We start from the raw sequence: 25,173 nt of genomic DNA, 5'->3' as shown, positions 1-25,173 counted from the left end.
TTCTCCTAGTTACATGGCCACCCGTGGATAAAGTTTTCCACCAAGGATGGCCAAAATTATTAATGTGAATAAGAGAATTGTACAATCCAGACCAAAGCCATAGATGCTAGTGCCATTCAGCAGCATGGTGCTACGTAACCCGTCAACCAGATAAGTCAACGGATTTAAATGGGAAATCAATTTTAACCAACTGGGCATCAACGAGATGGGATAGATGGCATTGCTCGCAAAAAATAACGGCATGGTTAACAATTGTCCAATACCCGTCATCCTTTCTCGGCTTTTCACCAAACAGCCAATAATTAATGAAAAAATACAAAATGTTCCCGCCCCCAGTATGACTAGCAGCAGTACTTGGAGAATAGCCAGAGGATAAAGATTTAGTTTGACACCTAATAAAAATGCCAATCCGTAAATGAATATTACCTGAGATAAGCACCGTACCCCACATGCTAAACCTTTGCCCAACACCATCGCCACACGAGGCGTAGGACTAGCTAAAAATTTATGGACAATGCCTAAATCTCGCTCCCAGATTAGCGTCATTCCACCACTGAAAATTGCCACAAACAAAATACTCTGAGCCAAGATGCCAGCAGAAATGAAATCTAAATAGGGTAAGTTCCCCGTAGGAATCGCGCGAGTGCGGGTGAAAACTTGCCCAAAGATTAGGAGCCATAAGGTTGGTTGCACAGCTCGAACTATTAAATCAGTGGGATCGTGGCGGAGTTTACGTATTTCTAATTCTGCGATCGCCAGGGTTTTTGTAACTAGTTCTTTAATTGCAGAGATCAAATTTACTTGGACAGTGGGTGGTGATTTAACCCAACCGTTGAGCAGTACGTCTGGTTCTTGCTGTGTCACGGTAGTTGACTCCTGATGTTAACTGGTCGCCTGTATAGTGAATAAAGACATCATCCAAAGTTGTATTTGGGTTATTTAAAGAAGCTTTTAAGTCGGTTGGTGTACCTGTGGTAACGACTTCACCTTGCTGCATAATCGCCACTCGGTTACATAAGCTATCCGCTTCTTCTAAAAAGTGGGTTGTTAAAAATATAGTTGTGCCGTAATCAGCACAGAGTTGTAGTACAAGCTGCCATACTTGAGTTCGAGCTATGGGATCTAGTCCGACAGTCGGCTCATCAAGAAACAAAATTTGGGGTTGATGGAGAACTGATATGCCAATTTCCAGCTTGCGGATCATCCCACCAGAGTAGTTTCGTACCAAGCGTTTCGCCGCATCTTGCAAACCCATATATTCTAGAATTTCATAGATACGGCGATCGCGTCCTTTGGCAGGTATTCCATACAGCTTGGCGAAGATTAAAAGATTTTCGTAACCCGTGAGACTACCATCAGCAGAGAGCGCCTGGGGTACATAGCCGATAGCCCGCCTCACAGGATTAGATTGACGAGCCACATCATAGCCAGCTAAGGTTGCTTTCCCTGCACTGATAGGCAGTAAGGTTGTCAACATCTTAAGAACTGTACTTTTCCCTGCACCATTGGGGCCAAGCAGTCCAAATACTTCGCCTTGTTCCACAGATATGCTCAGGTTATTAACCGCCGTGAACTTCCCAAAACGGCGTGTGAGTCCCTGAGTTTCCAAAATCAAAGGTTTTGGTTCGCTAGGAGGTTGCGATCGATTTATTTTGCCCGTCAGTATTGTCACAAGTTTGATGCACTTCTATTAATTAGTAAATCTAACTATTAGCTTCTCAATAGATTTACTAGAAGTCAATAGACTTCTGGAATAAATTTGAATCAGAGTAAGTGGCTACTAGATCAGTGATATTACTAATACCTGTAGGGTAATATTGCTAGTATCTTTGTAAACAAAGTTAATATAGCCGGGATAAAAATAATGCAAAGAACTTCTGTTTCATCATCAAACATTGCTTCTATTGGTTACGACACAAAACAACAAATTTTGGAGGTTGAGTTCCTGAAAGGTTCTGTTTATCAGTACTCTAGTGTACCGGAGTCCTTGTACACTGGATTGATGAGTGCGGATTCTCACGGTAACTATCTTGACACTTACATTAAAAAAGGAAAGTTTCCTTACCAACAGATTCAGTAATTACGCAAAAAATAGCCGAAACCCTGATTCTCAGGTAGGGGCAATTCATGAATTGCCGCTACAGTATGTAGTTTTGCGTAAGTCCTAATATTTTCTGAAAGTATGCTGTTCAGAGATATAACACTACACTAAACGGGATAACCATGACTGATAACGTGCAAAACAACATTTTCAATGAGTATGATAACAGCCTGATAATACTCGATAAACTTGAAACAAAGATAAAAGAACTTTTAAAGGATCTTTTAGAACCAAATAAAGCAAATATTCATACTATAAGTTCAAGAATAAAATCAAAGGATAGCCTTAGCAAGAAAATAGAGCGTAAAAACAAGTACTCTTCTTTAAGAGATATAACTGATATTGTTGGTTTTCGAGTCATCACCCTTTATTCTGATACTGTTGATGAAGTTGCAAAAATTATTGAATCTGAATTTAAGATTGATGAACAAAATTCTATTGATAAAAGAAAAGTTTTAGAACCCAATAAGTTTGGCTATCTTTCGCTTCATTATGTAGCTTCTTTGTCTGATACTCGAGGTCAATTACCTGAAAATATTTCAATTTCAAATTTTCGTTTTGAAATACAAATCCGTTCAATTCTTCAGCATACCTGGGCTGAGATAGAACATGACCTTGGATACAAAAGCAAAAATTCACCTCCCCAACCAATTCAGCGAAGATTTTACCGTCTTGCAGGACTTCTCGAAGGGGCTGATGAGGAATTTAAACATCTTCGTAATGCAATTGAGGACTACAAAGGTCAGGTAGAAGATAGTATAAATCAAAATAATTTGAGCAATGTGAAAATTGATATAGAGTCAATTAAAGAGTTTATACAAAGAGAACCTTTAGTTAAAGAAATAAGTAAAACTATATCTACCAAAATAAATGTACGTCTCTACGAAAATCAAGCTGTTGAATCTGATATAATAGAGCGACTAATTTTTTCAGGTTTCTCTAATATTGAGGAAATCAAAAGAGATTTAGAACAATATAGAGACCAAATTATAGACTTTGCTGTGTTATGGATTAGTGCAAGCAATAGAAATAACTTTGGCTTTATTACTTGTGAAGTAGCATTCATATATCTTTGTTATATCAAATTAGCGTTGATAGGGAATGCGCCTGATATAATAGAACGTCTGAAGTTTTTTCCTCTTAATATAGGTACTGAAGAACAATTTCAACAACTTGCTGCTCGGATTTTGAAAACATATAAAGACATAAATTCGTAAGATTTCTGATTTTAGGCAATGAGATTGCTTACTATACAATCTTTTGTTTGCATGAAATTTTTGAGAATATGGAAGGCTCTATATAGAACTCATATTTGATTTCTGAAAAACCAAATTGGCTAGAAGCTTGCCATACAAAGGTTTGTTTTTCATTATACTTAGCAAGATTCAAGTACGATTCCTATAGCAATCCTAAGTGATTTAATTCTCTGTAAGTATTTGGAAGTGAATACAAGATGAATAAAAGTACAATCAAGTTGCTGGATGTAGTAGCACTGACAATTGATCTGCCTGAATACAACCTGTACCGTGGTCAAGTTGGTACAGTAGTAAAATTATTAGCTGGCGGTGCTGCTTTTGAAGTGGAATTTAGCGATCGCTCTGGCCGTACTTATGAATCTGTCGGTTTACGCCCAGAGCAAATTATGGTGTTACATTTTGAGCCAGCATCCCCTAATTCAGTACGATAAATGGTGACAGCATAAGTAGTTGTGCTAAGAGCGATCGCAGCTTTATCAAGTAACCGCACGGGGGGACGCTGGAGCATATTAAACATATACCAGCAAAGCGATCGCATCTGGTAATTTTGAGAGCGATACCTACGGCTGGCTACGCCTACGTATTAAAAATTATTGATAAATTGAGCACTTGTTGACAAAAACCTGATTAGTAATCACAATGTAATTACAATCAAGGAGAAGTATCCTCATGGGGACAGCAATTAGAACCCGTATTGTTAAAATTGGAAATTCTCAAGGTATCCGCATTCCTAAACTTCTGCTGGAACAAAGTGGTATTGGTGAAGAGGTAGAAATTGAAATTCAAGATTGTCACCTAATTGTCCGTGCAGCCTCTCAATCGCGTAAGGGGTGGGAAGAAGCATTTGCAAGAATGGCGAAGCAACACGACGATGCACTGCTCGATGATGGCGTAACTACAGAGTGGGAACATCTAGAATGGGAGTGGTAGTCAATCGATTTGATGTGTTTTTGGTTAACCTCGACCCAATGGTTGGCAGTGAGATTCAGAAGACAAGACCTTGTGTAGTAATTTCACCAGATGAGATGAATAAATATATTGCCACGGTTATTGTTGCTCCGATGACACCTAAAGGACAGTCTTATCCGACTCGTGTTGGTTGTCAGTTTCAGGGTAAGGATGGGCAAATCGTTCTAGATCAAATTCGTACAGTTGACAAAACTCGATTAGTCAAAAAGCTAGGTCAGATTGACTCTGATGAACAAAAAGCAGTTTTAGATAGCTTAGCTGAAATATTTGCCGAATAATTGTACATACCCAATGGTTATGAGATTCCACCGTAATAGTTATACCAATTTTCTATGGGTATGAATTATATAATATCTTTGGTTATCTTCAAAATTTTATTTCCACCAGGCTGTAATTCGTATTCAACCTTTTCAATATTTATCTTGTAACCTTTGGAGGTATAATATTTTACTATTTCATCTAAGTGTTGTGAATATTTCCACATTAAAGTTATGAGAGGAAATATTCGGACTTCTTTAGCAATACGCAGCATCTCACCTACTGAATTTAAGTGAAAATCGTAATCGAGATGGTCTGAATATAAAAATAATAAATGCGAACAAAGAGCTATATCAAACTCTTGATTATCATAAGCTAATTTTGGCAATTTACCGATTGCGTATCTGTTACTTTTTTTACCAGTTTCATAATCAGATAAAAATTCTTGAATAACTTTCACTCGATTGTGTCGTAAATCATCTGGAGATTTATGATAGCTCCATACCCAATCATTCGTTGTAGCCTTGACTTGATTAATGATGTTATCTACTACTTCATTAAATCTTTGCAATATTTCATCACCAGAAAATTGATATAGTGGATCAACAGAGACTACACTTTTACCCTGACGTGTCATTTCTGCATTGAAGCTTGCTGGCCCATCCCCAATCCCAATGATTCTTTTATTTAAATCTGCATTTGTTAAATTGAATATTTTTATATATTCATCCATTGATCTCCCAAAAGGAACTACTTTATCTAGAACCATTGCCATACAATTTACCTTGTCAATAGACTGATTAAACAGGATGATAGCATCAAAATGTTTTATTCATTGCGAGACGGCAATCATTCAAAAGCATCTCAAGTTCTTTTACAACTGTCAAAGGATTTCTACCTCTAAACACAGCAGCGATCGCAGCTTCATAAGGATTTCTACCTGTTTTTTTGACAGCAGCGATCGCTGCTTGATTTGATAATCCTCGGACACTAACTAGCCATGCCGTTAACACATGTCCAGTACGCCCAATTCCACCAGAGCAATGAACAACGACTTTCTCATTTTCTTTATCTGCTTCTATTAAGAAAGGAAGTATTTTATGTGTGAGGGTTTTTAAATCACATAGATGGAAATCTTCAATTGGTGCCCAACACACTAGTTGATTACCAAATTCCTGTTTGTAGGTGTCCAGAAGATTAGAGTAAGAAGCTAGCTGTTGATTAGGAAGAAGGCAGCAAACCCGCTTGATATCTTGGCACTTCATGAATTGTATCCAATCCTGAACCTTATTATTAGTGTATCCAGGTCGCGCAGCACCAAATACTATTTGCTCATTCTCCCAAGCTGGGGCAAACTTATACATATTTAACTGTCTGATTTCTGAATCTTGTTTTTGATTAAATATAATACTTTGGCGGACTATTTATGCAGTAAAATATATAGTGTTTTACCCTATTATGAAAAAGGTTTAAATCTAGTTAAAAGATAAGATTTTTAAATATTCTTGCACAGCAGTAAATAATCCCACTTCCAAAGCATCGGCAATCAGAGCATGACCAATAGACACTTCAAGTATGCCAGAAATTGTACAGAATTTTTCTAAGTTTTGCAGATTTAAATCATGCCCAGCGTTCACTCCTAAACCAATATCCTGAGCTTTATGTGCTGCTTTTTGGTAGTCTTGAAATACAGAGTCTACATTGCCGTTACGAAAAGCTGTCGCGTAAGGTTCTGTATATAGCTCAATGCGATCGCTTCCAATCTCTTTAGCACGTTGAATTTGAGTTAAGTCAGTATCCATAAACAAGCTGACTCGAACACCGAGGTCTTTTAGCTCTCGAATGATTGGTCTGAGCCAAGAAGCATCTGTACCCAGATCCCATCCGTGGTCTGATGTGAAAGCATCAGGTGCATCGGGAACTAAGGTACACTGCGTTGGTTTGATTTTTTGGACTATCTCTAAAAATTGAGGTGACGGATTACCTTCTATGTTGAACTCAACAGTTAATACCTGCGCCAGGGCATCAACATCTTCAGGCTTGATATGTCGCTGGTCTGGGCGTGGATGAACTGTGATTCCCTGTGCGCCAGCTTTCATACAGGTCAAAGCCGCTTCAATCACACTCGGTCTACCAAAATTTCGAGCATTCCTGAGTAAAGCGACTTTGTTAAGGTTAACGCTGAGATTCGTCATATTACCTGTTCACCAAAAACTGTGTCACTGGCAAATAATAAATGGGCTAATCCGTAATTCAAAAATTATCAATTACTAATTATTTTATTTGCCTTGCCAAACAATTTCCTTAACTTTGATTTCTTTCGGAATCAATTTAATCTTGTAGAAGGTATCTGCAATCTCTTGTTGTTTCGCAATCACTTCATCTGTGAGCGGAAGTACATTATGCTCACGCCGCTTTTCTGCGATTTCCAACACAGGAGCATCTATACCCAAAGCTGGGGAAAGAAATTTAGCAATTTCACTAGGATTATTTTTTGCCCAGTCACTAACTTTCTTCACCTGATCGAGAACTATTTTCAAAGAATCTGGCTTGGCATCAACGAAAGATTTTGCAGCCAGATAATAACCACGATTGGGAGCTAATCCCGTCGCGTCTACTAAGGTACGTGCGCCTGTTGCTGCTTGTACTGCGGCTAAGTACGGGTCCCAAATTGCCCAAGCATCAACCTTTTTCCTCTCAAAGGCAGCACGAGCATCGGCGGGAGTGAGAGTAATTGGTTGAATGTCACTGTACTGTACCCCTGCTTTTTCCAGCGCTTTCACTAATAGGTAGTTAGCATTAGAACCTTTGGCAAAAGCCACTTTTTTACCCTTGAGTTCAGCCACACTTTTAATAGGTGAATCCTTAGGCACCAGAATAGCTTCAGCCTTGGGACTCCAAGGATCGTAGGCAACATAAACCAAAGGAATACCCCCAGCTTGAGCAAATATAGGTGGTGATTCTCCGGTATAGCCAAAATCAATACTGCCTGCATTCAATGCCTCTAAAAGTGGAGGCCCAGCAGGAAATTCTGACCAAGTGACGGAAGTTCCTGAAGCTGCGAAAGCTTTTTCTAATTCTCCTCTTGTCTTGAGCGCATAGAGAACAGTTGACGCTTTCTGGTAGCCTATGCGAACTGTGATACTGCTAGCTGCTGGACTGGGGGCTTGGGTTGTCTGCGGTGTGCCATTGTTGCTTGCGCTTGGAGAACAAGCAGAGATAGCCAGAGTTAAGCTAAGTCCCACTGCAAACAGTAGGGAAAAATTGCGGATTCTTCGTTGTTGGAACCTTTGGAGGCAGGCAAAAGCCATACCCAACAGTCGGGTTAAAAAGAACTTAGTCAACATCATTACTCTGCTTGAAAGGGGAAATTAATATCAGACTACAGCAAAAGTCCGGCACAACTCCGGCAAGTTTATTGATTTACCGTATTATTATAGAATGATAAAAATATCACATAATTAAAGCTGAAATGCAAGTTTATTCGTTGAATACAAAATTTCCTTCAAAAGTCATAGCAACGTCAAATCTAAACTCAACGAAATCAGTAAGCAGGTGATGACAGATAATATTCTTGAACAACAGATTCAGTACTATCGCGCTAGAGCTAACGAATATGATGAGTGGTTCTATAGGCAAGGACGCTACGATCGCGGTGTCCAAGACAACCAACGCTGGTTTAATGAAGTAGCTGTTATCAAAAATACATTACACCAAATTGGCGTGGTAGATGATATTTTAGAGTTAGCCTGTGGAACAGGTATCTGGACGCAGGAGCTTTTAAATATCGGGAAAAAAATTACTGCGATCGATGCCTCTGAAGAAGTGATTACAATTAATCGCTCGAAGTTAAACTCACTGAGTGTTGAATATCACCTCATAGATATATTTACATGGGAACCTGCCACTGAATATAATTTAGTTTTCTTTGCCTTTTGGCTCTCTCATGTGCCGCCAGAATTACTCGATTCATTTTTGACAAAAGTCTATCAATCTGTTCGCCTTGGTGGACAAATATTTATAATTGACTCTCGCTTTGAACAAACATCAACGGCTAAGAATCATGTTCTTAAAGACGACGGAAACATATATAAAAGCCGAAAGTTAAATGATGGTCAAGAATTTCAGATTGTCAAAATTTTTTATCAGCCTGATGAACTTCAACATAAGCTCAAGCAGGTAGGTTTTCATGCTGAAGTGAACGTGACAGATAACTATTTTATCTATGCACATGGAGCAAAGGTTTAAATAATTGGTAACTTCTAATGAGTTACACCACGCTACGTTTGTGGTGCGTCTCGTAGAGAAGACAGTAATTCGTATTGATTTTAAATACATATTATACACTACTAGGTTCAGTATCATCCCGACTTTATAATCAAGACTCTGCGTTCTGACTGTTTGCATAGCCGCAATTACAGGAGAAGTTCATTTCTTAATACGCTTGGCTTAAAGTTTGATCCTCCCTAAACCCAGAGGAAACTTACCTCTATTTGGAAGTCCCTAATGATATCGTATTCGGTGAAAGACTTATCATTAAGACCGCAGGGGAGCAGTTCTTGCTGGGAGCAGGGGAAAAGAAGTTTTCCTAGTTTTTGCATAGATGCGGGAATTATAACTAATTAGGCGGACATGATATGAAGCCTCTCTTGAAAAATCCAGATTGGCAGAAACCTCCACTCCGGTTTTTGCTTAACTCCGACTTCTCTGTGTACCAACCTTTGCCTTTCAGTTTTAATGCTCTATTCGCCACGGTTTTATGCAAAGTTGTACCAAATACTGATGCTTCATCATGTATATATATTGGTGATAGCTATACAGATGACTTTTATAGGATTAAAGGAGTAGAAATGAAATGTATTTTAATTGACAACGAACAACGTTATCTAGAGCTAGGTGAACAAAGAGTTGAAGACCTTTTAAAGATGGAAGATAAATTATTGATCAATCTTAGTTAACTATGGTTGCTGAAGTAAAAAAATAAAATCCACTTGCTGCCTAACAGACAGTTTGCAATGCAAATTCTTAAAGTACTAACTAGAGTTTACCTTAGTCCGATAGACTTAGATGAGGCGATCGCTTTCTATGAAAACCTCTTTACAGAAAAATGTTGGTTGTGGTTTCAATATTCCGAAGCTGAGTTGGAACTCGCAGGTGTGGGTTCTATTCTTTTAATTGCTGGTTCAGCAGAAGCACTCTCTTCATTCAAGAGTACACATGCAACATTTCTTGTTGACTCACTCAATGATTTTCGAGAAGCACTTATTCAGCAGGGTGCAGTGATTCTGTCGGAACCTAACAAAGTTCCCACTGGAGCTAATATGCGAGCAATGCATCCTGATGGAACCATTATTGAGTATGTTGAGTTTGCTTGATTAATTTTTAGCCCAAAAGGGATGTGCTGTGAAGGCTACAATCAGACTAGCTAATGAAAGCGATGCATTGCAAATGTTGACAATTTATGCGCCAGTTGTGCGGGAAACTTCAATTTCCTTTGAGATACAGCCTCCTAGCAAAGCGGAATTTGAGGGGCGCATCCAGAATTATCAACAGCAGATGCCTTGGCTAGTGTGTGAAATTAATGGTGAGATTCTTGGTTATGCCTATGCTACTCCCTACCGGACTCGTGCCGCTTACCAATGGTCTGTAGAATCATCCGTATACGTAAATGTTGAACATCGCAGAAAAGGGGTTGCCAAAGCTTTGTACACTTCCCTTTTTGGGTTGCTGCAACTCCAAGGATTTTATAACGTTTTTGCTGCAATCGCTTTACCTAATCCCGCAAGTGTCGCTGTGCATGAGGCTGTCGGTTTTATATCTGTAGGTGTATTTCGCAGAGTTGGGTATAAATTTAGTGAGTGGCACGATATCGGATGGTGGCAACTATCTCTGCAACAAGAGCTACCCCTACCGATACATTCACCTCTTTCTTTAGTAGAAGTTCAAAAATTGTCTCTATGGAATCAAACTTTAAGAAGTGGACTCTGGCAACTTCGTATTTAACATTGGTGTTGCTTGCAGCTACTTAACATTTATACATAATTTCCCCTAAATTTATCTGCAATAGAACATTCTGATACCAACTATACACAGAAAACTTGTCTTAGAAGCGTTGCTATATTTGCCGCTTGATTCTTACAGAAGTCTATGATAATATCCGTGCAACCAGTAAATACTGTAAATCGATTGATTTACCGTAGATTAAAATTTAATCGAGATTATGTCCCATTTACAAAGTTGCTGAATTAAATTTATCAGCTACAACTCTTATTTCATTTTCCAGCCAATTGCCAGTAGTGCAAAGGGCACAAATTAAGTATTCAAGAAACGAAAACATTAAATAATTACCACTGCATTATGGTAGAAATATCAAGCAAATCTCACTTCAAGCTATTCAATTACTTTCTACTGTTTTTAGTAGGTGGAGTGTTCACTTTATCTACGACTTTAGTCAGTTGTAAAGCACCAAGTACACCAGAACAAGCCGCTAACGCCTCTAATAGCACTAAGACAAAGGTCTTACACATGGGCTATATGACAGCTGGAGACTTACTCAAGATTAAAGGATTGTTAGAAAAACGTTTAACTCCACTGGGTATTTCTGTAGAGTGGTCAAAATTTGCTGCTGGGCCGCAACTTCTAGAAGCGATGAACGTGGGAAGTGTAGATTTTGGCTTTGTTGGTGAAACTCCGCCTATTTTTGCCCAAGCATCTGGCGTTCCTTTCGTTTATGTTGCTAGCAGCAAACCTGGTACTGGTGAGGGAACTGCTGTTGTAGTTGATAAAGACTCTCCAATTAAAACAATAGCTGACCTCAAAGGCAAAGGAATAGCCTTTCAAAGAGCTACTGCACAGCAATACTTCGTTCTGAAAGTTTTGGAAGAAGCAGGGCTGAAACTGAGCGACATTAAACACATTAACCTCACACCATTAGAAACTCGTGCAGCATTTGAACGTAAAAGTGTTGATGCAGCTGTAATTGGCGACCCCCACCTTGCCCTATTTCAAAAACTCGGTAGTATTCGGATTATCCGAGATGGTAAGGGGATTACTACCCAAGGAGGGTACTGGTTAGGCTCGCGTAATTTCGTCAAAGATAATCCTAAGGTAGTGAAAATCATTTTAGAAGAGGTTAATAACATCGGCAAATGGGCTGAAGATAACCCACGTAAAGTAGCCGAATTAATTTCGCCGGAAGCAAAAATTGATGTTCCAACATTAGAAATAGTATCAAAACGTCGGCTTTACACATTAAGACCCCTTAGTGAAGAAGTTTTATCAGGACAGCAGAAAATTGCTGATTTGTTCTATGAGCAAAAATTCATTCCTAAGAAAATCAATGTTAAAGAAGCGACACTTTCTTCAGACCAATATGCGGCTTTAACCCCTTCGGAAGTTAAGCCTTAAGCATTTACAGCCAACCTTAAATATCAAAAAATTGACATTACACTATGGTAACTAAAAAACACAACTTTCTAATATTATTAATGGCTGGAGTTTTTACCCTATCTACGACTCTAGTTAGTTGCAAGACACCGAATACACCAGAAAAAACCGCCGTTGCTGCTTCTAATAGCATTAAAACGAAGGTGTTACGAATAGGATATTTTACTGCTGCGGATATAACTAGGTCGAGACAAGTTTTAGAGAAACGCTTGAATCCATTGGGTATTAAGGTAGAGTGGGCACAATTTACCGCCGGGCCACAGCTTTTAGAAGCAGTGAATGTGGGCAGTTTGGATATCGGTGCTGTTGGTGAAACTCCACCCATCTTTGCCCAAGCGAGTGGTATTCCTTTTGTTTTGCTTGCTAATACTATACCCGGTACTGGTGAGGGTTCGGCGATCGTAGTACCAGAAGACTCTCCTATCAAGACTATAGCTGATTTAAAAGGTAAGCAAATCGCCTTTCAGAGAGCTACTGCTAGTCAGTACTTTGTGGTCAAAGCTTTGCAGGAAGGAGGACTAGAACTCAAAGATGTCAAACATCTCAATCTCATAGCACCAGAAACTCGTGCAGCATTATTGCGTAAGAGTATTGATGCAGCTGTATTAGGCGATCCTCACCTGGCTATATTTCAAAAAACAGAAAAGGTTCGGATTCTCCGTAATGCTAAAGGCCTTTCGACCCAAGGAGGCTATTGGATAGCTGCACGTAGCTTCGTTAAAGAGAACCCTGAATTAGTAAAAATTGTCCTTGAAGAAGTGTACAAATTAGCCAAATGGTCTGAAGCAAATCCACGAGAAGTTGCTGAAATTGTTGGGCGTGATACCAAGCTTGATTTGCCAACATTGGAAAAAATAGTCAAACGGCGGCGTTTTGGCTTGCGACCGATTACCGATAAGGTGATAGCAGGACAGCAAGAGATATCTGACTTATTCTATAAGCAAAAATTCATTACCAAGAAGATTAATGTTAAAGATGTGACTCTTTCTCCTGAAGAATATGCTGCGATAATCCCAGCAGAAATCAAACCTTAACTTTGGTGATAACGATATTGAAGGGAAGTGGAGTCAAAAAAATACACCTTTTTTAACTCCTTTTATAGCGATGAAGAGATTTGTATTCCGGATGTTCAGACTACGCAGAATTGTAGATTATTTTTGTATGTTTGAACTAACCGTAAGTTAAATAAAGTTAAGCGATCGCCACTTCAGGAGTAGCAACTTTGCTAAACTGATTTACCGGACGAGGTAAACCAAGATTTTCCCGCAGGGTTCGTGCTTCATACTCTGTGCGGAACAGACCGCGACGTTGCAATTCAGGAATTACCAAGTCAACAAACTCATCCAATCCTCCGGGCAACCAAGGTGGCATGATGTTAAATCCATCTGCCCCGCCATTGATAAACCAATCTTCTAGTTGATCGGCAATCTGTTCTGGTGTGCCCAGAATTTGACGATGCCCACGCGCTCCGGCTATCCATAAATACAGTTGTCGAATTGTTAGATTCTCTCTACGAGCCAAGTCAGTCAGAAGTTGCTGACGGCTTTTGCCGCCGTTAGTCTCTGGTAGATCCGGCAAAGGCCCGTCCAACGGATAGCCGGACAGATCAAATCCACCGATCATTGAGCCAAGTAAATTTAAGCCGACCACCGGATCGATCAACTCCTGAATCTGATCGAATTTATCCTTAGCTTCTTGCTCAGTTTTGCCGATGACTGGGAATACACCAGGCATAATCTTAAGATGCTCAGGTGAGCGTCCGTATTGAGCCAGTCTCCCCTTCACATCTGTATAAAATGCCTGAGCTTCTGCCAGAGTCTGCTGGGCAGTGAAAATTACCTCCGCAGTTTGTGCAGCAAGATCCTTACCATCCTCGGAAGATCCAGCTTGAATGATGACTGGATAACCCTGGATAGGACGCGCTACATTTAGCGGGCCGCGCACTGAAAAATGCTCGCCTTTGTGGTTGGGAACGTGCAGTTTATTTGGATCGAAGTAAATACCTGAATCTTTATCATGTAAGAAAGCATCATCCTCCCAACTATCCCAGAGCTTGGTGACAACATCCACAAACTCTTTGGCACGCTCATAACGTAGCGTATGCTCCATGTGCTTTTCCCGATTGAAGTTTAGCGCTTCAGCTTCAGTGGCAGAAGTCACAAGATTCCAACCGGCACGACCACCACTGAGATAATCCAGTGATGCAAACTTGCGGGCGAGGTGATAAGGCTCGTTGTATGTAGTCGATACTGTCGCCGTCAAACCAATGTTTTCTGTCACCACAGACAGCGCCGACAATAGGGTGAGAGGTTCAAAGTGGACGAGTTTACCATTGCGGCTCAAAACGTCGGCTCCTTGATTGCGGTCTCGCACAGCCACGCCATCGGCAAAGAAGATCATGTCAAATTTGCCGCGTTCTGCCGTCTGTGCCAGCCTTTTATAATGTTGAAAGTTCAAACCACCATCAGCTGGCGCTTCAGGGTGTCGCCATGACGCAACATGATGGCCAGTGCTTGGCAAGAATGCACCTAGTCTAAGTTGAGGTTTTTTCGTACTCATGCTTTTTTGAATTTTGAATGTGTGAATTTTGGATTGCTTACACAGGCTGTGGTTTGAGTAAATCTGTTTTGGTAACAAATTCACTGAATGTACTTGCAACCTGCTGCGGTAATGCAATTGCTGGAGTTTGTAGTGGCAAGCGAGGAAACAGCAATTCCGCGACTCGATAGGCTTCTTCGAGATGGGGATACCCTGAGAAAACGAAGGTATCAATTCCTAAATCGGCATATTCCAGCATTCGCGCTGCAACTGTCTCTGCATCTCCGACTAAGGCAGTACCAGCACCCCCACGCACTAAACCAACACCTGCCCATAAGTTGGGGCTAATTTCTAAGTTTTGGCGATTACCCTTATGTAGTTGGGCCATGCGGCGTTGTCCTTCTGATTCAGATTGAGCAAACCGCCGATGTGCAGCAGCTATGGTTTCATCATCCACATACTGAATCAGTTCATTGGCTGCATCCCACGCTTTTTGCGTAGTTTCACGTACTATGACATGCATCCGAATCCCAAAGCGGACTGTTCTACCTTGTTCTGCTGCTAATCGGCGTACCTTTGCAATCTTTTGGGCAACTTGATCTGGTGGTTCACCCCAAGTTAAATACACATCAATATGTTTGGCAGCAACTTGGAGCGCAGCATCTGAAGAACCACCAAAATATAAGGTAGGATAAGGCTTTTGTACGGGAGGAAATTGGAGTTTTGCGCCTTTAACTTTCAGATGACGACCACTATAGGTTACTTCTTCACCTTGCATGAGCGATCGCCAAATTGTCAAAAACTCATCTGTAAGTTCATAACGCTGATCGTGATCTAAGAAAATCCCATCTTTAGCAAGTTCTTTTGTATCGCCACCAGTGACAACATTTAGAATAATTCTACCGTTAGAAATCTGGTCAAAAGTCGCAGCCATTCTCACAGCTAAAGAAGGCGACATAATTGCTGGACGGAAGGCTACAAGAAACCTCAAGCGTTCCGTAACTGAAATTAACGAAGTAGCTACAATCCAGGTATCCTGTTTTTGTCCAGTACCAATCAACATCCCGCCATAGCCCAATTTATCAACAGCTTGAGCTATTTGCTGCATATAGGGATAAGTGGCTGGTCGCCTTCCAATTGTAGTACCTAAATAACGCTCATCTCCCTGTGTAGGTAAATACCAAAAAACTTCCATGTTACTATCTCCTGGCACTATTTTTGACTGATAGTTTCTGGTGTAATGGCTGCATATTGTTCGCTAGTCAACATCGCTTCCTTGATACTAATTGGTTTAGGAATAACTTTTTCTTTGGCAAACAAATCAGCTATCTTCTGTTGATTTTCCATGATTTCTGGCGTAATTGGTCTTAAGCCATAAGTTCGCCTTTCAACCATTGTTGTTAAAATATCTTCATCAATTTTGAGGTGAGGAATAGTAAGTTTTACAACTTCTGATCGGTTTTTATCAGCCCATTGACCTGTGTTATCTATCTCTTCAAGAATTAATCGCACTAACTTTGGATTTTCTGTGGCAAACTTTCGTGCCGCCATGTAATATCCGCCCTGAGTAGAAATGCCACTAGCATCTCTCAAAACACGAGCATTTGCCTTTTTTTCTGCTACAGCCAAATAAGGATCCCAAGTTACCCAGGCATCAATTTTTCCTTGAATAAAAGCATCACGGGCTTCTGAAGGTGGGAGACTGATGGCTTGAACATCACTATATTTCAAACCAGCCTCTTCCAAAGCTTTTATTAATAAGTAATGGGAAGCAGAACCCTTTTGAAAAACTATTTTTTTACCTTTGAGATCGGCTAACGTGCGAATTGGTGAATTCTTTTGGACTATAATTCCACTTCCCTTACCAGTACTGGGTTTATTACTAGCAACATAAACTAAAGATGTCCCAGCCGCTTGGGCAAATATCGGGGGAGTTTCACCTACAGAACCAATATCAACTCTACCTACATTCATTGCTTCCATCAGTTGTGGCCCGGCGGCAAATTGCGCCCATTCGACGGAAACACCCAAAGGCTGTAAACGTTTTTCTATTAATCCTTTTAATCTGACAATATCCCCAGAACTTTGATATCCCATTCGGACAATTTTGGTTTTCAACCCAGTAGTATTATTTTCTGAGTTTGCGGTTTGGACTGAGCAACTAATTAAAGTTGTTGAGATTGTTAATAATCCAGGTAATAGAAATAATGAAAAACGTTGGAAAATTTTAACTCGTGGCTGTTTTAAGACGGTAATCATGAACGTAATACGTTGTTTTTATTTGCTTTTGATTGACTATTTGACTAATATGTGCAGATATTTCAGTCATGGGAGCGTACAGGTGTATGCTCCTAATTCAAAGATTTAAACTTTTTGAAACTGAAGATTCTTTTGGAAAAGTTCTTGAACGTTTTTCCAAGCATCAGCAGCAGCTTCGGCATTGTAGCTGGCGCGATGATTGCAGAAAAAGCCGTGTTCTGCACCAGGATAGCGGAAGATAGCATGAGGAATGTGATGTTTCTTCAGTTCCGCCTCGATCTGCTCTGTTTGCTCCAAGGGGATTCCTTTATCTTCAAGACCAAAGAATGCGTAAATCGGGCCTTTAATCTCTGGAGTGCGTGTAATGGTTGGTTCTCCACCACCGGGAGTTGAGTTAGGAATACCGCCACCATAAAAGGAAGCTGTAACTTTAATATCTGGTAACGTGGCAGCTAGGTAAACGACGTGACCACCAAAGCAGAAACCAATAGAGCCGATCGCATCTCCTTGCACGTTTGGTAGGCTTTTTAAGTAGGCGATCGCAGCCTTAATATCACTCAATATTTCATTTGCTGTTGTCTGCTCCTTATACCCTCTTCCTCGCTGGACATCTTCAGGAGTGTATCCACCCTCGAAACCGGGAGCGGTGCGTTGAAATAAAGTCGGTGCGATCGCCACATATCCCTCTTTGGCAAATTTCTCAGCAACTTCTCGAATGTGAATATTGACGCCAAAGATTTCCTGAATCACGATAACAGCTGGGAATGTTCCCTTTTGTGCTGGTTCCGCTAAGTAAGCATCAATTTGCAAATCACCGTTAGGGACTTTAACTTGAGCGGTGCGAATTTCTGTGTTTGTCATCTTAGGGATTAGCTAATTGCTTTCAGGACGAAATGTTTTATGGTAAGTTTTGTACAATATTACTTAAACTTTACCGACTTACCGTAGTTTTCTAGAGTAGTATTTCACAAACAATGGGCAAAGGCAAGTCCTTTGATTTAGAGATGTAGATGAATATAAGACCATATCAAGAATCTGATGCTGAATCAGTCAGCGCTCTGTGGGATGAGGTGTTTCCTAATAATCCATCGCACAGCAGCCCAAAATTGGTCATCAGTCAGAAGCTTGCTGTACAGCCTGAGTTGTTTTTCGTTACGGAGATTAACTCCGTAATTGTAGGTACTATCATGGCAGGATATGACGGCCATCGCGGTTGGCTATATACAGTTGCGGTCAGTCCTCACTATCAACGACAGGGTATTGGTAGCAAGCTAGTGCGGCACGCAGAAAAGGTATTGATAACGATGGGATGCCTCAAAATCAATCTCCAAGTCCGTGTCTCCAACGCAGAAGTAGTTGAGTTTTATAGAAAACTTGGCTATCTCATCGAAGAACGCATCAGTATGGGAAAGCTTGTCGTATAGGTGATTGTAGCGTTGCCAAATTTAACCCAAACCAGGAGAAAATTTATGAAGCTTACAGCAGTTCATCATATTCAAGTAACCTATTCTCTAGAAGTGGAGGATGCAATGTTGTTTTTCTACAGCAAAGTTTTGGGATTGACTGAAATTCCCAGACCTGAGGTAATGAAAAACGATTCAGGAGCGTGGTATAAGTTGGGAGATATCGAACTGCACATTAGTAAAGAGAAAAACACCAATAACCAAGCATCTAGACGACATTATTGTTTTCAAGTCGATAACTTGAAAGCCTTTGAGGAACACCTAAAAGGACATGGAGTAGAAATTATTCCCGATCAACGACCAATTCCAGGATGTGTAAGGTTTTTCCTGCGCGATCCCGGTGGGAATCGGATAGAAATCGCAGAGTTCGTCAATAGTACTTTTATCCAACTACAAACAGAGGATTTGCTATTAGAAAGACCTTCAGTAACGTTATCTTAGATACCAAGAAATTGTCAAATTAATTTAGAGTAAAATAATTTATGTCTGATTTAATTAACAAACAAATTATCCTTAAAACTCGTCCAGTCGGCGAACCAAAGGAGAGTGATTTTGCGTTAGTAGAAACACCAATTCCTGAACCGGGTGAAGGCGAAATCCTTAGCCGCACCATTTATCTATCTCTCGACCCTTACATGCGTGGTCGCATTAGTGCAGGCGAGTCTTATGCTGCATCAGTAGAATTGGGTTCAGTTATTGTAGGTGGTACAGTAAGTCAAATAATTAAATCAAATCATCCTCAATTTCAAGTTAGGGATTTTATTCTTAGCAATAACGGTTGGCAAACTTATGCTGTCTCTAAGGGTGAGACATTGCGTAAACTTGATGCTACTCAAGCACCTTTATCTTATAGTCTAGGTGTATTGGGTATGCCAGGTCTGACTGCTTATGCTGCTCTACTTGATATCGGTCAGCCGAAAGAAGGTGAAACTGTTGTGGTTTCAGCCGCTTCTGGTGCTGTCGGTGCGGTAGCAGGTCAAATTGCCAAAATTAAAGGTGCGCGAGTCGTGGGAATTGTCGGGAGTGACGATAAGCGAGATTATATAGTTAAGGAATTAGGTTTTGATGTTGGCATTAACCGTAAAACTCAAGAACTTAATTCAGCGCTCAAAGAAGCTGCTCCTAATGGTATTGATGTTTACTATGACAATACAGCTGGTGTAATTTTAGAAGCTGTGTTGCAGCAAATCAACCTTGGGGCAAGAATTCCATTAGTAGGTTTGATTTCGCAGTATAACGCTACATCTACTCCACCAGGGCCTAATTTAAGACCATTACTTATTAAACGGGCCTTGATTAAAGGTTTTCTAGTTGGTGATTACCAACATCGATTTAATGATTTTTTGCGTGATGTTTCTGGATGGTTACAATCTGGACAACTCAAGTATAGAGAAGATGTGGTTAATGGTTTAGAGAACGCTCCTAGTGCATTCATCGGTTTACTTCGAGGTGATAATTTTGGCAAGGTGGTTGTTAAGGTTAATGACGACCCAACATCAGCTTGATCGGCTATTAAGCTAGATGTGTGCTACGTTGACGCAAATTAGTGGCACATTACTAAAGAAAAGGGAGCAAATTGTTGAAAGTCAGCGTCAGTAGTAGATAATTCAACTAAAGTTTTAGGTATAACTAGATGCACAATGTTTTTAGGAGTAAGCTGCCACTACTGCTGACATTCTGCTTATTTACTAGCTTTTTGCCTGTCTCTAGTTCAGTTTTATGTCCTGCCGTTGCTTCTGACGAATACTATAAAGTAGCCAGAAATTATGGCAGAGATGGACGCACAGGAAGCGATGGACGATCGGGTAGAGATGGTAGAAGTGGTGAAAACCAAAATATTTTTGTCAATGATTCACCCATTAATCTGGACTTGTCCGGTAAAAATGGTGAAGACGGGGAAGATGGGGAGCATGGCGATCAACCTGATTGTAGTTACCAACGCGATACTCACGGCGGGCAACGCCTACGCGTCAGCCACGACATAAATGCACCAAATGGTGGTAATGGCGGTAACGGTGGCAAAGGAGGAAATGGAGGAAATGGTGGTTCCCTCACACTGTATTACAGCAATTTAGCCGACTTACGGAACGTTTACGTTCGGGCCACTGGTGGAGAAGGCGGGCGCGGTGGTAGAGGTGGTAACGGTACTAAGGGTTGCAACTGTCACAGACGGAGATGGGAAGTGAAAACCTGCAAGGGAACTCCTGGTAGCCCTGATTATAAATGTACTGAGAATGTTTATCGATGTAGCGACGGTAACGATGGGCAAGATGGCAGCGATGGTAGCGATGGTAGCCAAGGGCGCTTAGGAACTTTGAGTATTGTCAATAGTAAAGAACCTTTGGCAACTGATACTCCAACTGTGAAGCTAGCAATTTCGGAACTAGCAAACCAACAGTTCAACCTCTCGAAAAATAAATGGAATCAACGCATGGGGGCAACTTCTCTACTTGCGCCTGGTTCTGCGATCGCTGATAATTACCTTGAGTTTGAACAGCGTCTAGAAGAGACTTTTCAACTAGTTTGGCAAGAAAGACAACCTATCGCCAGCTTTGGCAATCAAGCTGTAACACTAAATTTAACTGATAACAAACAAGTAGAAATTACTTTCCCTGAAGACTTATGGGTTGAGGGTAACACCAAAAGTGAGGCTAACTTGACAACATTTACCGTTAACCATGCCATTCCCAAAAAAGATGTTACCCGGTTAGCGGTGGCAGAGTTTGCCGATGCAGGACAAAACCTCAACTTAAAAATAGTCGATTTGGCAGCAAAGTCTGATACTATTAATACTCAATTTCGCGTAAAATTCCGCGCCCAAGATAGCTTATACGGTTTTTCTGGTTACAAAACTGAATATGAAGGGGATATTCCTAACGAACTTGTGACTCGTGACTACAACCGTTTTACTCTAGCTTTGGGCAAACTTAAAATTCCTGATGAAGCTTTACGCCCTGGTATCAACGTTGATATTGAAGTCGTAGCAACTCGTTCTTTGGGAATACGTTCTGCGAAACAAACTATTAGCTGGCAGGGTGCAATCCGCAAGCCTAGATAAAGAGGAGTCAAAAAACATAATTCAGAAATCAGAATACTCCACCCATGTTCGCGTTACGCGTAGCTTGCAACTTTTACAGAGTACGCAGACTCGCTACTGCTGCCCTATCATGCTGAATTCTGACTCCTGAGTTCTGAATTCTTCTTTATAAAATTTAGGAAGATTTTTTCCCATCTGAAACCATTTGCGAGAGAATATAGGCTGCAAAATCTAGTAATTGATCCAGCATAAAGCCAATGATACCGATGTAGAGGATCTCCTGGATTATGTAATCGGCATTGCCAGCTTTATAAGCATCCCAAAGGGTAAAGCCAAGTCCTCTTGGGCCGATTAACATTTCTGTAGCAATAACTATAAACCAGGCTACCCAAATGCTAACTTTCAAGGCGTGAAATAGGTGAAATATAGCTACTCGAAAGTTCTTATTCTGTCTATGAAAATGCCGCATTCCTATTGCCGTATTAATAATCATCGTCCAGAGAGTTCCTAAAAAAACTACTATAATAGCAGCCGATTCACTCTCTTGAAATGCTATTAGGCTAAGAGGTAGCAAAGCTATAGGTGGGATACTATGTGGTATTTGAAATATTAGCCTAAATAGCTGATAAATCATGCTATTTAGACCTATGAAATATCCAATAAAACTACCTAAAACAACGGCTGGAATGTAACCGACAAATAACCGTTGTAGGCTAGCTAAAATGTCTAAAAACATATTATTCTCTGTGCCTCAGTTCTCATGAAAACCTTTTGGGAAATACTGTGGCAATAACACAAAATAGGAATAGAAAAGTGTATTTAATTACACGTTAGCTTTGAAAACCGTAAGATTTTTGATATTTTTTCTCCTTGATGACTAGTCAAAAACTTAAGTATTCTTACGATGTGCTAGTAGTAATACAAAGAAGAGGTAAAACTTGGCTTTACTAAACCTTATCAGAAAAATAAATCTTGATTAGTAAATTAAATACAATTTCCAGAATTTACTTGCTTGATAATTGTACTAATACCAATTATTAATGAAGTTGCACAAAATCAAGCTTGGTCAGACTGGGACTTGAGCAAATTGTTCGGGAGCAATTTCATAGCGTCAGTGTGGGTAGTCCACTACCTTTTCTTTCTGACGGTACAGGACAAATAATTAGAAATGGTGCAAATTAAGAGTAGTGTAAATATCAAAAATTATGGACGCTGCTAAACGCCTTGCTACTCTCAATCGCATCCGCAAACTCAGCCGTCTGATGGATACATCTATACGCATCCCTCTAACAGGTTTTCGCATTGGAATAGATCCAATTATCGGTTTGGTTCCAGGTGCTGGTGATTTAATCAGTACAGCGTTTTCAGCCTATATCATATTTTTAGCTACCCGTTTTGGCATCCCACGTCAAGATTTAACCAAAATGATTTTTAATGTTGGTTTGGAAGCAGTCGTTGGTACTGTGCCTTTAGTAGGTGATTTATTTGATGCTTTCTATAAGTCTAATATTCGCAATTTGGCGATTTTGGAGCAACATTTGACAGTAGTTGAACCAAAACTCAAAGAAGTGTCTGATGAACTTTATTCTGATAAGTTCAGGCAAGTTTAAGTTAGTCCTCATAGCATCACTAATTTTGTCACTGCCTCCCGCCTATCAATCTTTGGAAGTCCCTAGATAAAGGAATTTGAGTGTTATATGATAACACCTTTAACTACCCAAGTTTGATACCCTGTTGCTTGAGTAGATTTATCAACAGGTTTTTAAATATGCCACTTAGGATACCAATAAGAGGAGTAGGAACAGTTAGGAGATATCGGCGAAAAGTTTTGACATCAAAAGGCCAAACTGGCAACTCATCGGTCATAGTATATAAAGTGCGTAGCTGCTGAATTTTTTCAGATTTTTTCTTGAAAGCTTCTGTGTCTTCAGCCAGACTAGTATAAATCCCTAAATAATCTGATCGGAACTGCCTAGCAATTTTATCTAAAGACTTTTCTTTAGCTCTTTTCATACCGCTATTTGCTGCCAGCAATGGCCCAAAAAAACATCCCATTGATATAAAAATATACAATGGAATTACCAGATGAACAAACCAGAATCCTTTTCCGACATCTTGTGTAATCACCTGATACTCAATCACGCCAATCCAGATACCCAAAACAGCAACTAGATAGGCAGTTTTAAGCGAATAATCACTGAGACATCGAAGACCACCACACCGATCGGGATGAAGAGGATTAATATCTAAATCCTTGTTTCCTAAAATTCGATAGAAAATCCAAATATTTGTAATCAAATTAAGGACAAGTATACTACCCATATATACGACTGCGAATGTAGCAATCGTAATTGTCAGTCCTGGCAGAAAACGAGAGCTAGTCCAGCTCTCTTCTAATCTAGGTCTGATGATAAAAACAATAGTGCTGAAAAAGAGAGCGCTGGCAAGTGCAGAGAGTTTGCGCCATTTTTGGGAATAGAGGTTAATAACAAATTGATCAATCTGAAATTTGTCTATTTCTAATATGTCAGATTTTTCCAGGTCTTGAATTACTTTATCGATGGCTTGAAAACTCCACAAGTAATATCCCAATGTTACTGGATTAATGAAAAGTCCTACTAACCAGGGAATCCAATCTCGAAGCAAGCCCATCTCCCCCTGCTTAGACCACAGCGTATTACTTAGGAATGCAGTAAAAAGATAAACTACAGTAGCGGTAACTGCTGCCAACAGTCCAAAAGTTAGAGGAGAAAGACTAAATTTTTCAATTACTAGATACGCAACAGGATCAAATTGGTGAAGGTTTCGTTTGTGCGAAATATCGTAATTCATTTTTTCTTTAAAAATGAGTCAGGTCAATAACACCATACATATTTAGGGGTAATTGTGCCAATTTCGACAAACAAAATATAGTAATAAATCTGGTGAGCCACTAAGGGACTTCCAAAAAATAAATTATCCCAAATTAATTTATACGTATGTAGGAGCGCACAGTGCGCCTCTACGTTCGCAGAACGCCCCGTAGGTTTTACCGGAAGTCCCTAAAGTTAATAACTAATATCATGTCCGCTAAATTACCCATAATAAAAGAACCCCACCCCGCCAAAGCTATGCTCTTTGTCTCCCCACCCCCCTTAAAAAGCTACGGTGTACACACAAGTCCAAGCAAAGTAATAACAGAAGGAGTTGTGGGGAGTAAAAAGCAGTGGAAAATCCAATCAGAATACACGCTCAAGCAGTGGAGGGAACGATTATTTTCCTAAATTCCGCTTCATTTGTTCTAACTCATCCTGAGTTTCCCAGCTACGGAACTTCTCTTCTAAGTCATCAAAGCCACCAGAATAACTGCTAGTTTTATTCGACCAGCCGCTAGTTTCAAAACGCTGCTGGGTTTGCGCTTTAGCACGGGCTGTCTGTGCTTCGGCTGCTTTAGCTTGCACTTCCTGTCGTCGTTGCTGAATTTTTCGCAGTAGTTCTTGAGATTGGTTAATGCGTTCTTTCAGCCCTTGCATGTGTCCCCAGCGCTGATTTCCTTCGCGCAATAGGGCTGCTTCTCGTTCACCCGCCGCACTTGCCAAATCTTCTCTGCCGGCGTTTTTGGCTTTTTGAATACGGATATGCCAACGCTGAATTTCTTGAGCGGTGGACAGAATTTCTTCTTGCGATCGCTTCTCTTGTAATTTTAAATCTGCGATCAGCTTTAATGTGCCTTCTTCTTGCTCACGCAGCTGTTCTAGCAGCGCCTCTAACTCCAAATGTGGATTGTTACGTAAGAATTCTTCTAAACGGTTTTCAAGAAACCGACTCAAATCATCAAATAATCCCACTGCTAGAACTCCAGAGATC

29 protein-coding genes are annotated in these 25,173 nt (G+C 40.3%); 16 read left to right on the top strand and 13 right to left on the bottom strand.

The annotated features are described in order from the left end of the window. Positions 1–9: 9 nt before the first annotated feature. Complete coding sequence (locus RMY00_RS10730; protein ID WP_322647525.1) at positions 10–864, bottom strand: ABC transporter permease; 855 nt, start codon at positions 862–864, stop codon at positions 10–12. Further along, on the bottom strand, positions 821–1,672 hold the full coding sequence (locus tag RMY00_RS10725) for an ABC transporter ATP-binding protein (RefSeq protein ID WP_322647524.1): 852 nt from the start codon (positions 1,670–1,672) through the stop codon (positions 821–823). Before RMY00_RS10725 ends, RMY00_RS10730 begins: the two co-directional genes overlap by 44 nt. A 192-nt stretch (positions 1,673–1,864) precedes the next feature. On the opposite strand from RMY00_RS10725, the gene RMY00_RS10720 reads away from it, so the two are divergent. The 5 genes from RMY00_RS10720 to RMY00_RS10700 all read left to right on the top strand — a co-directional run bounded on the left by RMY00_RS10720 (position 1,865) and on the right by RMY00_RS10700 (position 4,604). Then, a complete protein-coding gene (locus RMY00_RS10720) occupies positions 1,865–2,080 on the top strand; it encodes a KTSC domain-containing protein (protein WP_322647523.1) in 216 nt (71 codons plus the stop codon). 143 nt (positions 2,081–2,223) lie between these two features. After that, positions 2,224–3,318 carry a hypothetical protein gene (locus RMY00_RS10715; RefSeq protein WP_322647522.1) on the top strand — a complete coding sequence of 365 codons (1,095 nt, stop codon included), beginning with the start codon at positions 2,224–2,226 and terminating at the stop codon, positions 3,316–3,318. A gap of 236 nt (positions 3,319–3,554) precedes the next feature. Next, the gene (locus RMY00_RS10710; RefSeq protein WP_322647521.1) at positions 3,555–3,788 is read left to right on the top strand and encodes a DUF4926 domain-containing protein; all 234 of its coding nucleotides are present in this window, start codon (positions 3,555–3,557) and stop codon (positions 3,786–3,788) included. A gap of 238 nt (positions 3,789–4,026) precedes the next feature. Then, the gene (locus tag RMY00_RS10705) at positions 4,027–4,287 is read left to right on the top strand and encodes an AbrB/MazE/SpoVT family DNA-binding domain-containing protein (protein ID WP_322647520.1); all 261 of its coding nucleotides are present in this window, start codon (positions 4,027–4,029) and stop codon (positions 4,285–4,287) included. After that, positions 4,275–4,604, top strand: coding sequence for a type II toxin-antitoxin system PemK/MazF family toxin (locus RMY00_RS10700; protein WP_322647519.1), 330 nt, complete (start codon positions 4,275–4,277; stop codon positions 4,602–4,604). Before RMY00_RS10705 ends, RMY00_RS10700 begins: the two co-directional genes overlap by 13 nt. A gap of 65 nt (positions 4,605–4,669) precedes the next feature. On the opposite strand, the gene RMY00_RS10695 is transcribed toward RMY00_RS10700, so the two are convergent. The 4 genes from RMY00_RS10695 to RMY00_RS10680 form a co-directional block, all read right to left on the bottom strand. Further along, positions 4,670–5,359 carry an SAM-dependent methyltransferase gene (locus RMY00_RS10695; RefSeq protein WP_322647518.1) on the bottom strand — a complete coding sequence of 230 codons (690 nt, stop codon included), beginning with the start codon at positions 5,357–5,359 and terminating at the stop codon, positions 4,670–4,672. A 43-nt stretch (positions 5,360–5,402) separates the two neighbouring features. Continuing rightward, complete coding sequence (locus tag RMY00_RS10690; protein WP_322647517.1) at positions 5,403–5,948, bottom strand: protein-tyrosine phosphatase family protein; 546 nt, start codon at positions 5,946–5,948, stop codon at positions 5,403–5,405. Between the two features lie 111 nt (positions 5,949–6,059). Continuing rightward, positions 6,060–6,779, bottom strand: coding sequence for a pyridoxine 5'-phosphate synthase (locus RMY00_RS10685; RefSeq protein WP_322647516.1), 720 nt, complete (start codon positions 6,777–6,779; stop codon positions 6,060–6,062). Positions 6,780–6,863: 84 nt separating this feature from the next. Next, positions 6,864–7,931 carry a sulfonate ABC transporter substrate-binding protein gene (locus RMY00_RS10680; protein WP_322647624.1) on the bottom strand — a complete coding sequence of 356 codons (1,068 nt, stop codon included), beginning with the start codon at positions 7,929–7,931 and terminating at the stop codon, positions 6,864–6,866. 211 nt (positions 7,932–8,142) lie between these two features. Here RMY00_RS10680 and RMY00_RS10675 point away from each other — a divergent pair, with 211 nt between their 5' ends. From RMY00_RS10675 to RMY00_RS10650, 6 genes are all read left to right on the top strand, one after another. After that, on the top strand, positions 8,143–8,832 hold the full coding sequence (locus tag RMY00_RS10675; protein ID WP_322647515.1) for a class I SAM-dependent methyltransferase: 690 nt from the start codon (positions 8,143–8,145) through the stop codon (positions 8,830–8,832). A gap of 389 nt (positions 8,833–9,221) precedes the next feature. After that, positions 9,222–9,542, top strand: a complete 321-nt coding sequence (locus tag RMY00_RS10670) for a hypothetical protein (RefSeq protein WP_322647514.1) — start codon at positions 9,222–9,224, stop codon at positions 9,540–9,542. A gap of 57 nt (positions 9,543–9,599) precedes the next feature. Further along, a complete protein-coding gene (locus RMY00_RS10665) occupies positions 9,600–9,959 on the top strand; it encodes a VOC family protein (RefSeq protein WP_322647513.1) in 360 nt (119 codons plus the stop codon). Between the two features lie 28 nt (positions 9,960–9,987). Then, complete coding sequence (locus RMY00_RS10660; protein WP_322647512.1) at positions 9,988–10,587, top strand: arsinothricin resistance N-acetyltransferase ArsN1 family B; 600 nt, start codon at positions 9,988–9,990, stop codon at positions 10,585–10,587. 354 nt (positions 10,588–10,941) lie between these two features. Next, positions 10,942–11,991: an aliphatic sulfonate ABC transporter substrate-binding protein gene (locus RMY00_RS10655; protein WP_322647511.1), complete on the top strand. Its 1,050-nt coding sequence runs from the start codon at positions 10,942–10,944 to the stop codon at positions 11,989–11,991. A 44-nt stretch (positions 11,992–12,035) separates the two neighbouring features. Further along, positions 12,036–13,064 carry an aliphatic sulfonate ABC transporter substrate-binding protein gene (locus RMY00_RS10650; RefSeq protein WP_322647510.1) on the top strand — a complete coding sequence of 343 codons (1,029 nt, stop codon included), beginning with the start codon at positions 12,036–12,038 and terminating at the stop codon, positions 13,062–13,064. 157 nt (positions 13,065–13,221) lie between these two features. Here the strand turns inward: RMY00_RS10650 and RMY00_RS10645 are convergent, their stop codons facing one another. The 4 genes from RMY00_RS10645 to RMY00_RS10630 form a co-directional block, all read right to left on the bottom strand. Continuing rightward, a complete protein-coding gene (locus RMY00_RS10645; protein WP_322647509.1) occupies positions 13,222–14,589 on the bottom strand; it encodes an LLM class flavin-dependent oxidoreductase in 1,368 nt (455 codons plus the stop codon). Positions 14,590–14,626: 37 nt separating this feature from the next. Continuing rightward, the gene (gene ssuD, locus RMY00_RS10640; protein WP_322647508.1) at positions 14,627–15,763 is read right to left on the bottom strand and encodes an FMNH2-dependent alkanesulfonate monooxygenase; all 1,137 of its coding nucleotides are present in this window, start codon (positions 15,761–15,763) and stop codon (positions 14,627–14,629) included. Positions 15,764–15,780: 17 nt separating this feature from the next. Continuing rightward, positions 15,781–16,827, bottom strand: coding sequence for a sulfonate ABC transporter substrate-binding protein (locus RMY00_RS10635; RefSeq protein WP_322647507.1), 1,047 nt, complete (start codon positions 16,825–16,827; stop codon positions 15,781–15,783). Positions 16,828–16,932: 105 nt separating this feature from the next. Beyond that, entirely contained in the window at positions 16,933–17,688 is a 756-nt protein-coding gene (locus tag RMY00_RS10630; protein WP_322647506.1) for a dienelactone hydrolase family protein, read from the bottom strand. A 149-nt stretch (positions 17,689–17,837) separates the two neighbouring features. On the opposite strand from RMY00_RS10630, the gene RMY00_RS10625 reads away from it, so the two are divergent. The 4 genes from RMY00_RS10625 to RMY00_RS10610 all read left to right on the top strand — a co-directional run bounded on the left by RMY00_RS10625 (position 17,838) and on the right by RMY00_RS10610 (position 21,348). Further along, positions 17,838–18,251, top strand: a complete 414-nt coding sequence (locus RMY00_RS10625; protein WP_322647505.1) for a GNAT family acetyltransferase — start codon at positions 17,838–17,840, stop codon at positions 18,249–18,251. Between the two features lie 45 nt (positions 18,252–18,296). Further along, the gene (locus RMY00_RS10620) at positions 18,297–18,731 is read left to right on the top strand and encodes a VOC family protein (RefSeq protein WP_322647504.1); all 435 of its coding nucleotides are present in this window, start codon (positions 18,297–18,299) and stop codon (positions 18,729–18,731) included. Between the two features lie 41 nt (positions 18,732–18,772). After that, positions 18,773–19,795 carry an NADP-dependent oxidoreductase gene (locus RMY00_RS10615; RefSeq protein WP_322647503.1) on the top strand — a complete coding sequence of 341 codons (1,023 nt, stop codon included), beginning with the start codon at positions 18,773–18,775 and terminating at the stop codon, positions 19,793–19,795. A gap of 128 nt (positions 19,796–19,923) precedes the next feature. After that, positions 19,924–21,348 (top strand): collagen-like protein, encoded by a 1,425-nt coding sequence (locus tag RMY00_RS10610; RefSeq protein WP_322647502.1) that lies wholly within the window; start codon positions 19,924–19,926, stop codon positions 21,346–21,348. A 154-nt stretch (positions 21,349–21,502) separates the two neighbouring features. On the opposite strand, the gene RMY00_RS10605 is transcribed toward RMY00_RS10610, so the two are convergent. After that, positions 21,503–22,063, bottom strand: a complete 561-nt coding sequence (locus RMY00_RS10605) for a nitrate transporter (protein WP_322647501.1) — start codon at positions 22,061–22,063, stop codon at positions 21,503–21,505. Positions 22,064–22,532: 469 nt separating this feature from the next. Between RMY00_RS10605 and RMY00_RS10600 the strand changes: the two genes are divergently transcribed. Further along, positions 22,533–22,937, top strand: a complete 405-nt coding sequence (locus tag RMY00_RS10600; protein WP_322647500.1) for a DUF4112 domain-containing protein — start codon at positions 22,533–22,535, stop codon at positions 22,935–22,937. Positions 22,938–23,040: 103 nt separating this feature from the next. Here the strand turns inward: RMY00_RS10600 and RMY00_RS10595 are convergent, their stop codons facing one another. Further along, complete coding sequence (locus RMY00_RS10595; RefSeq protein ID WP_322647499.1) at positions 23,041–24,159, bottom strand: hypothetical protein; 1,119 nt, start codon at positions 24,157–24,159, stop codon at positions 23,041–23,043. A 419-nt stretch (positions 24,160–24,578) separates the two neighbouring features. Beyond that, entirely contained in the window at positions 24,579–25,154 is a 576-nt protein-coding gene (locus RMY00_RS10590; protein ID WP_322647498.1) for a TIGR04376 family protein, read from the bottom strand. Between the last annotated feature and the right edge of the window lie 19 nt (positions 25,155–25,173).

It is taken from the genome of Nostoc sp. ChiVER01, assembly GCF_034531155.1.
Classification (GTDB): Bacteria; Cyanobacteriota; Cyanobacteriia; order Cyanobacteriales; family Nostocaceae; genus Nostoc.
The sequence above is the reverse complement of the archived record's forward strand: the minus strand, read 5'-3'. Positions and strand labels throughout refer to the sequence as shown.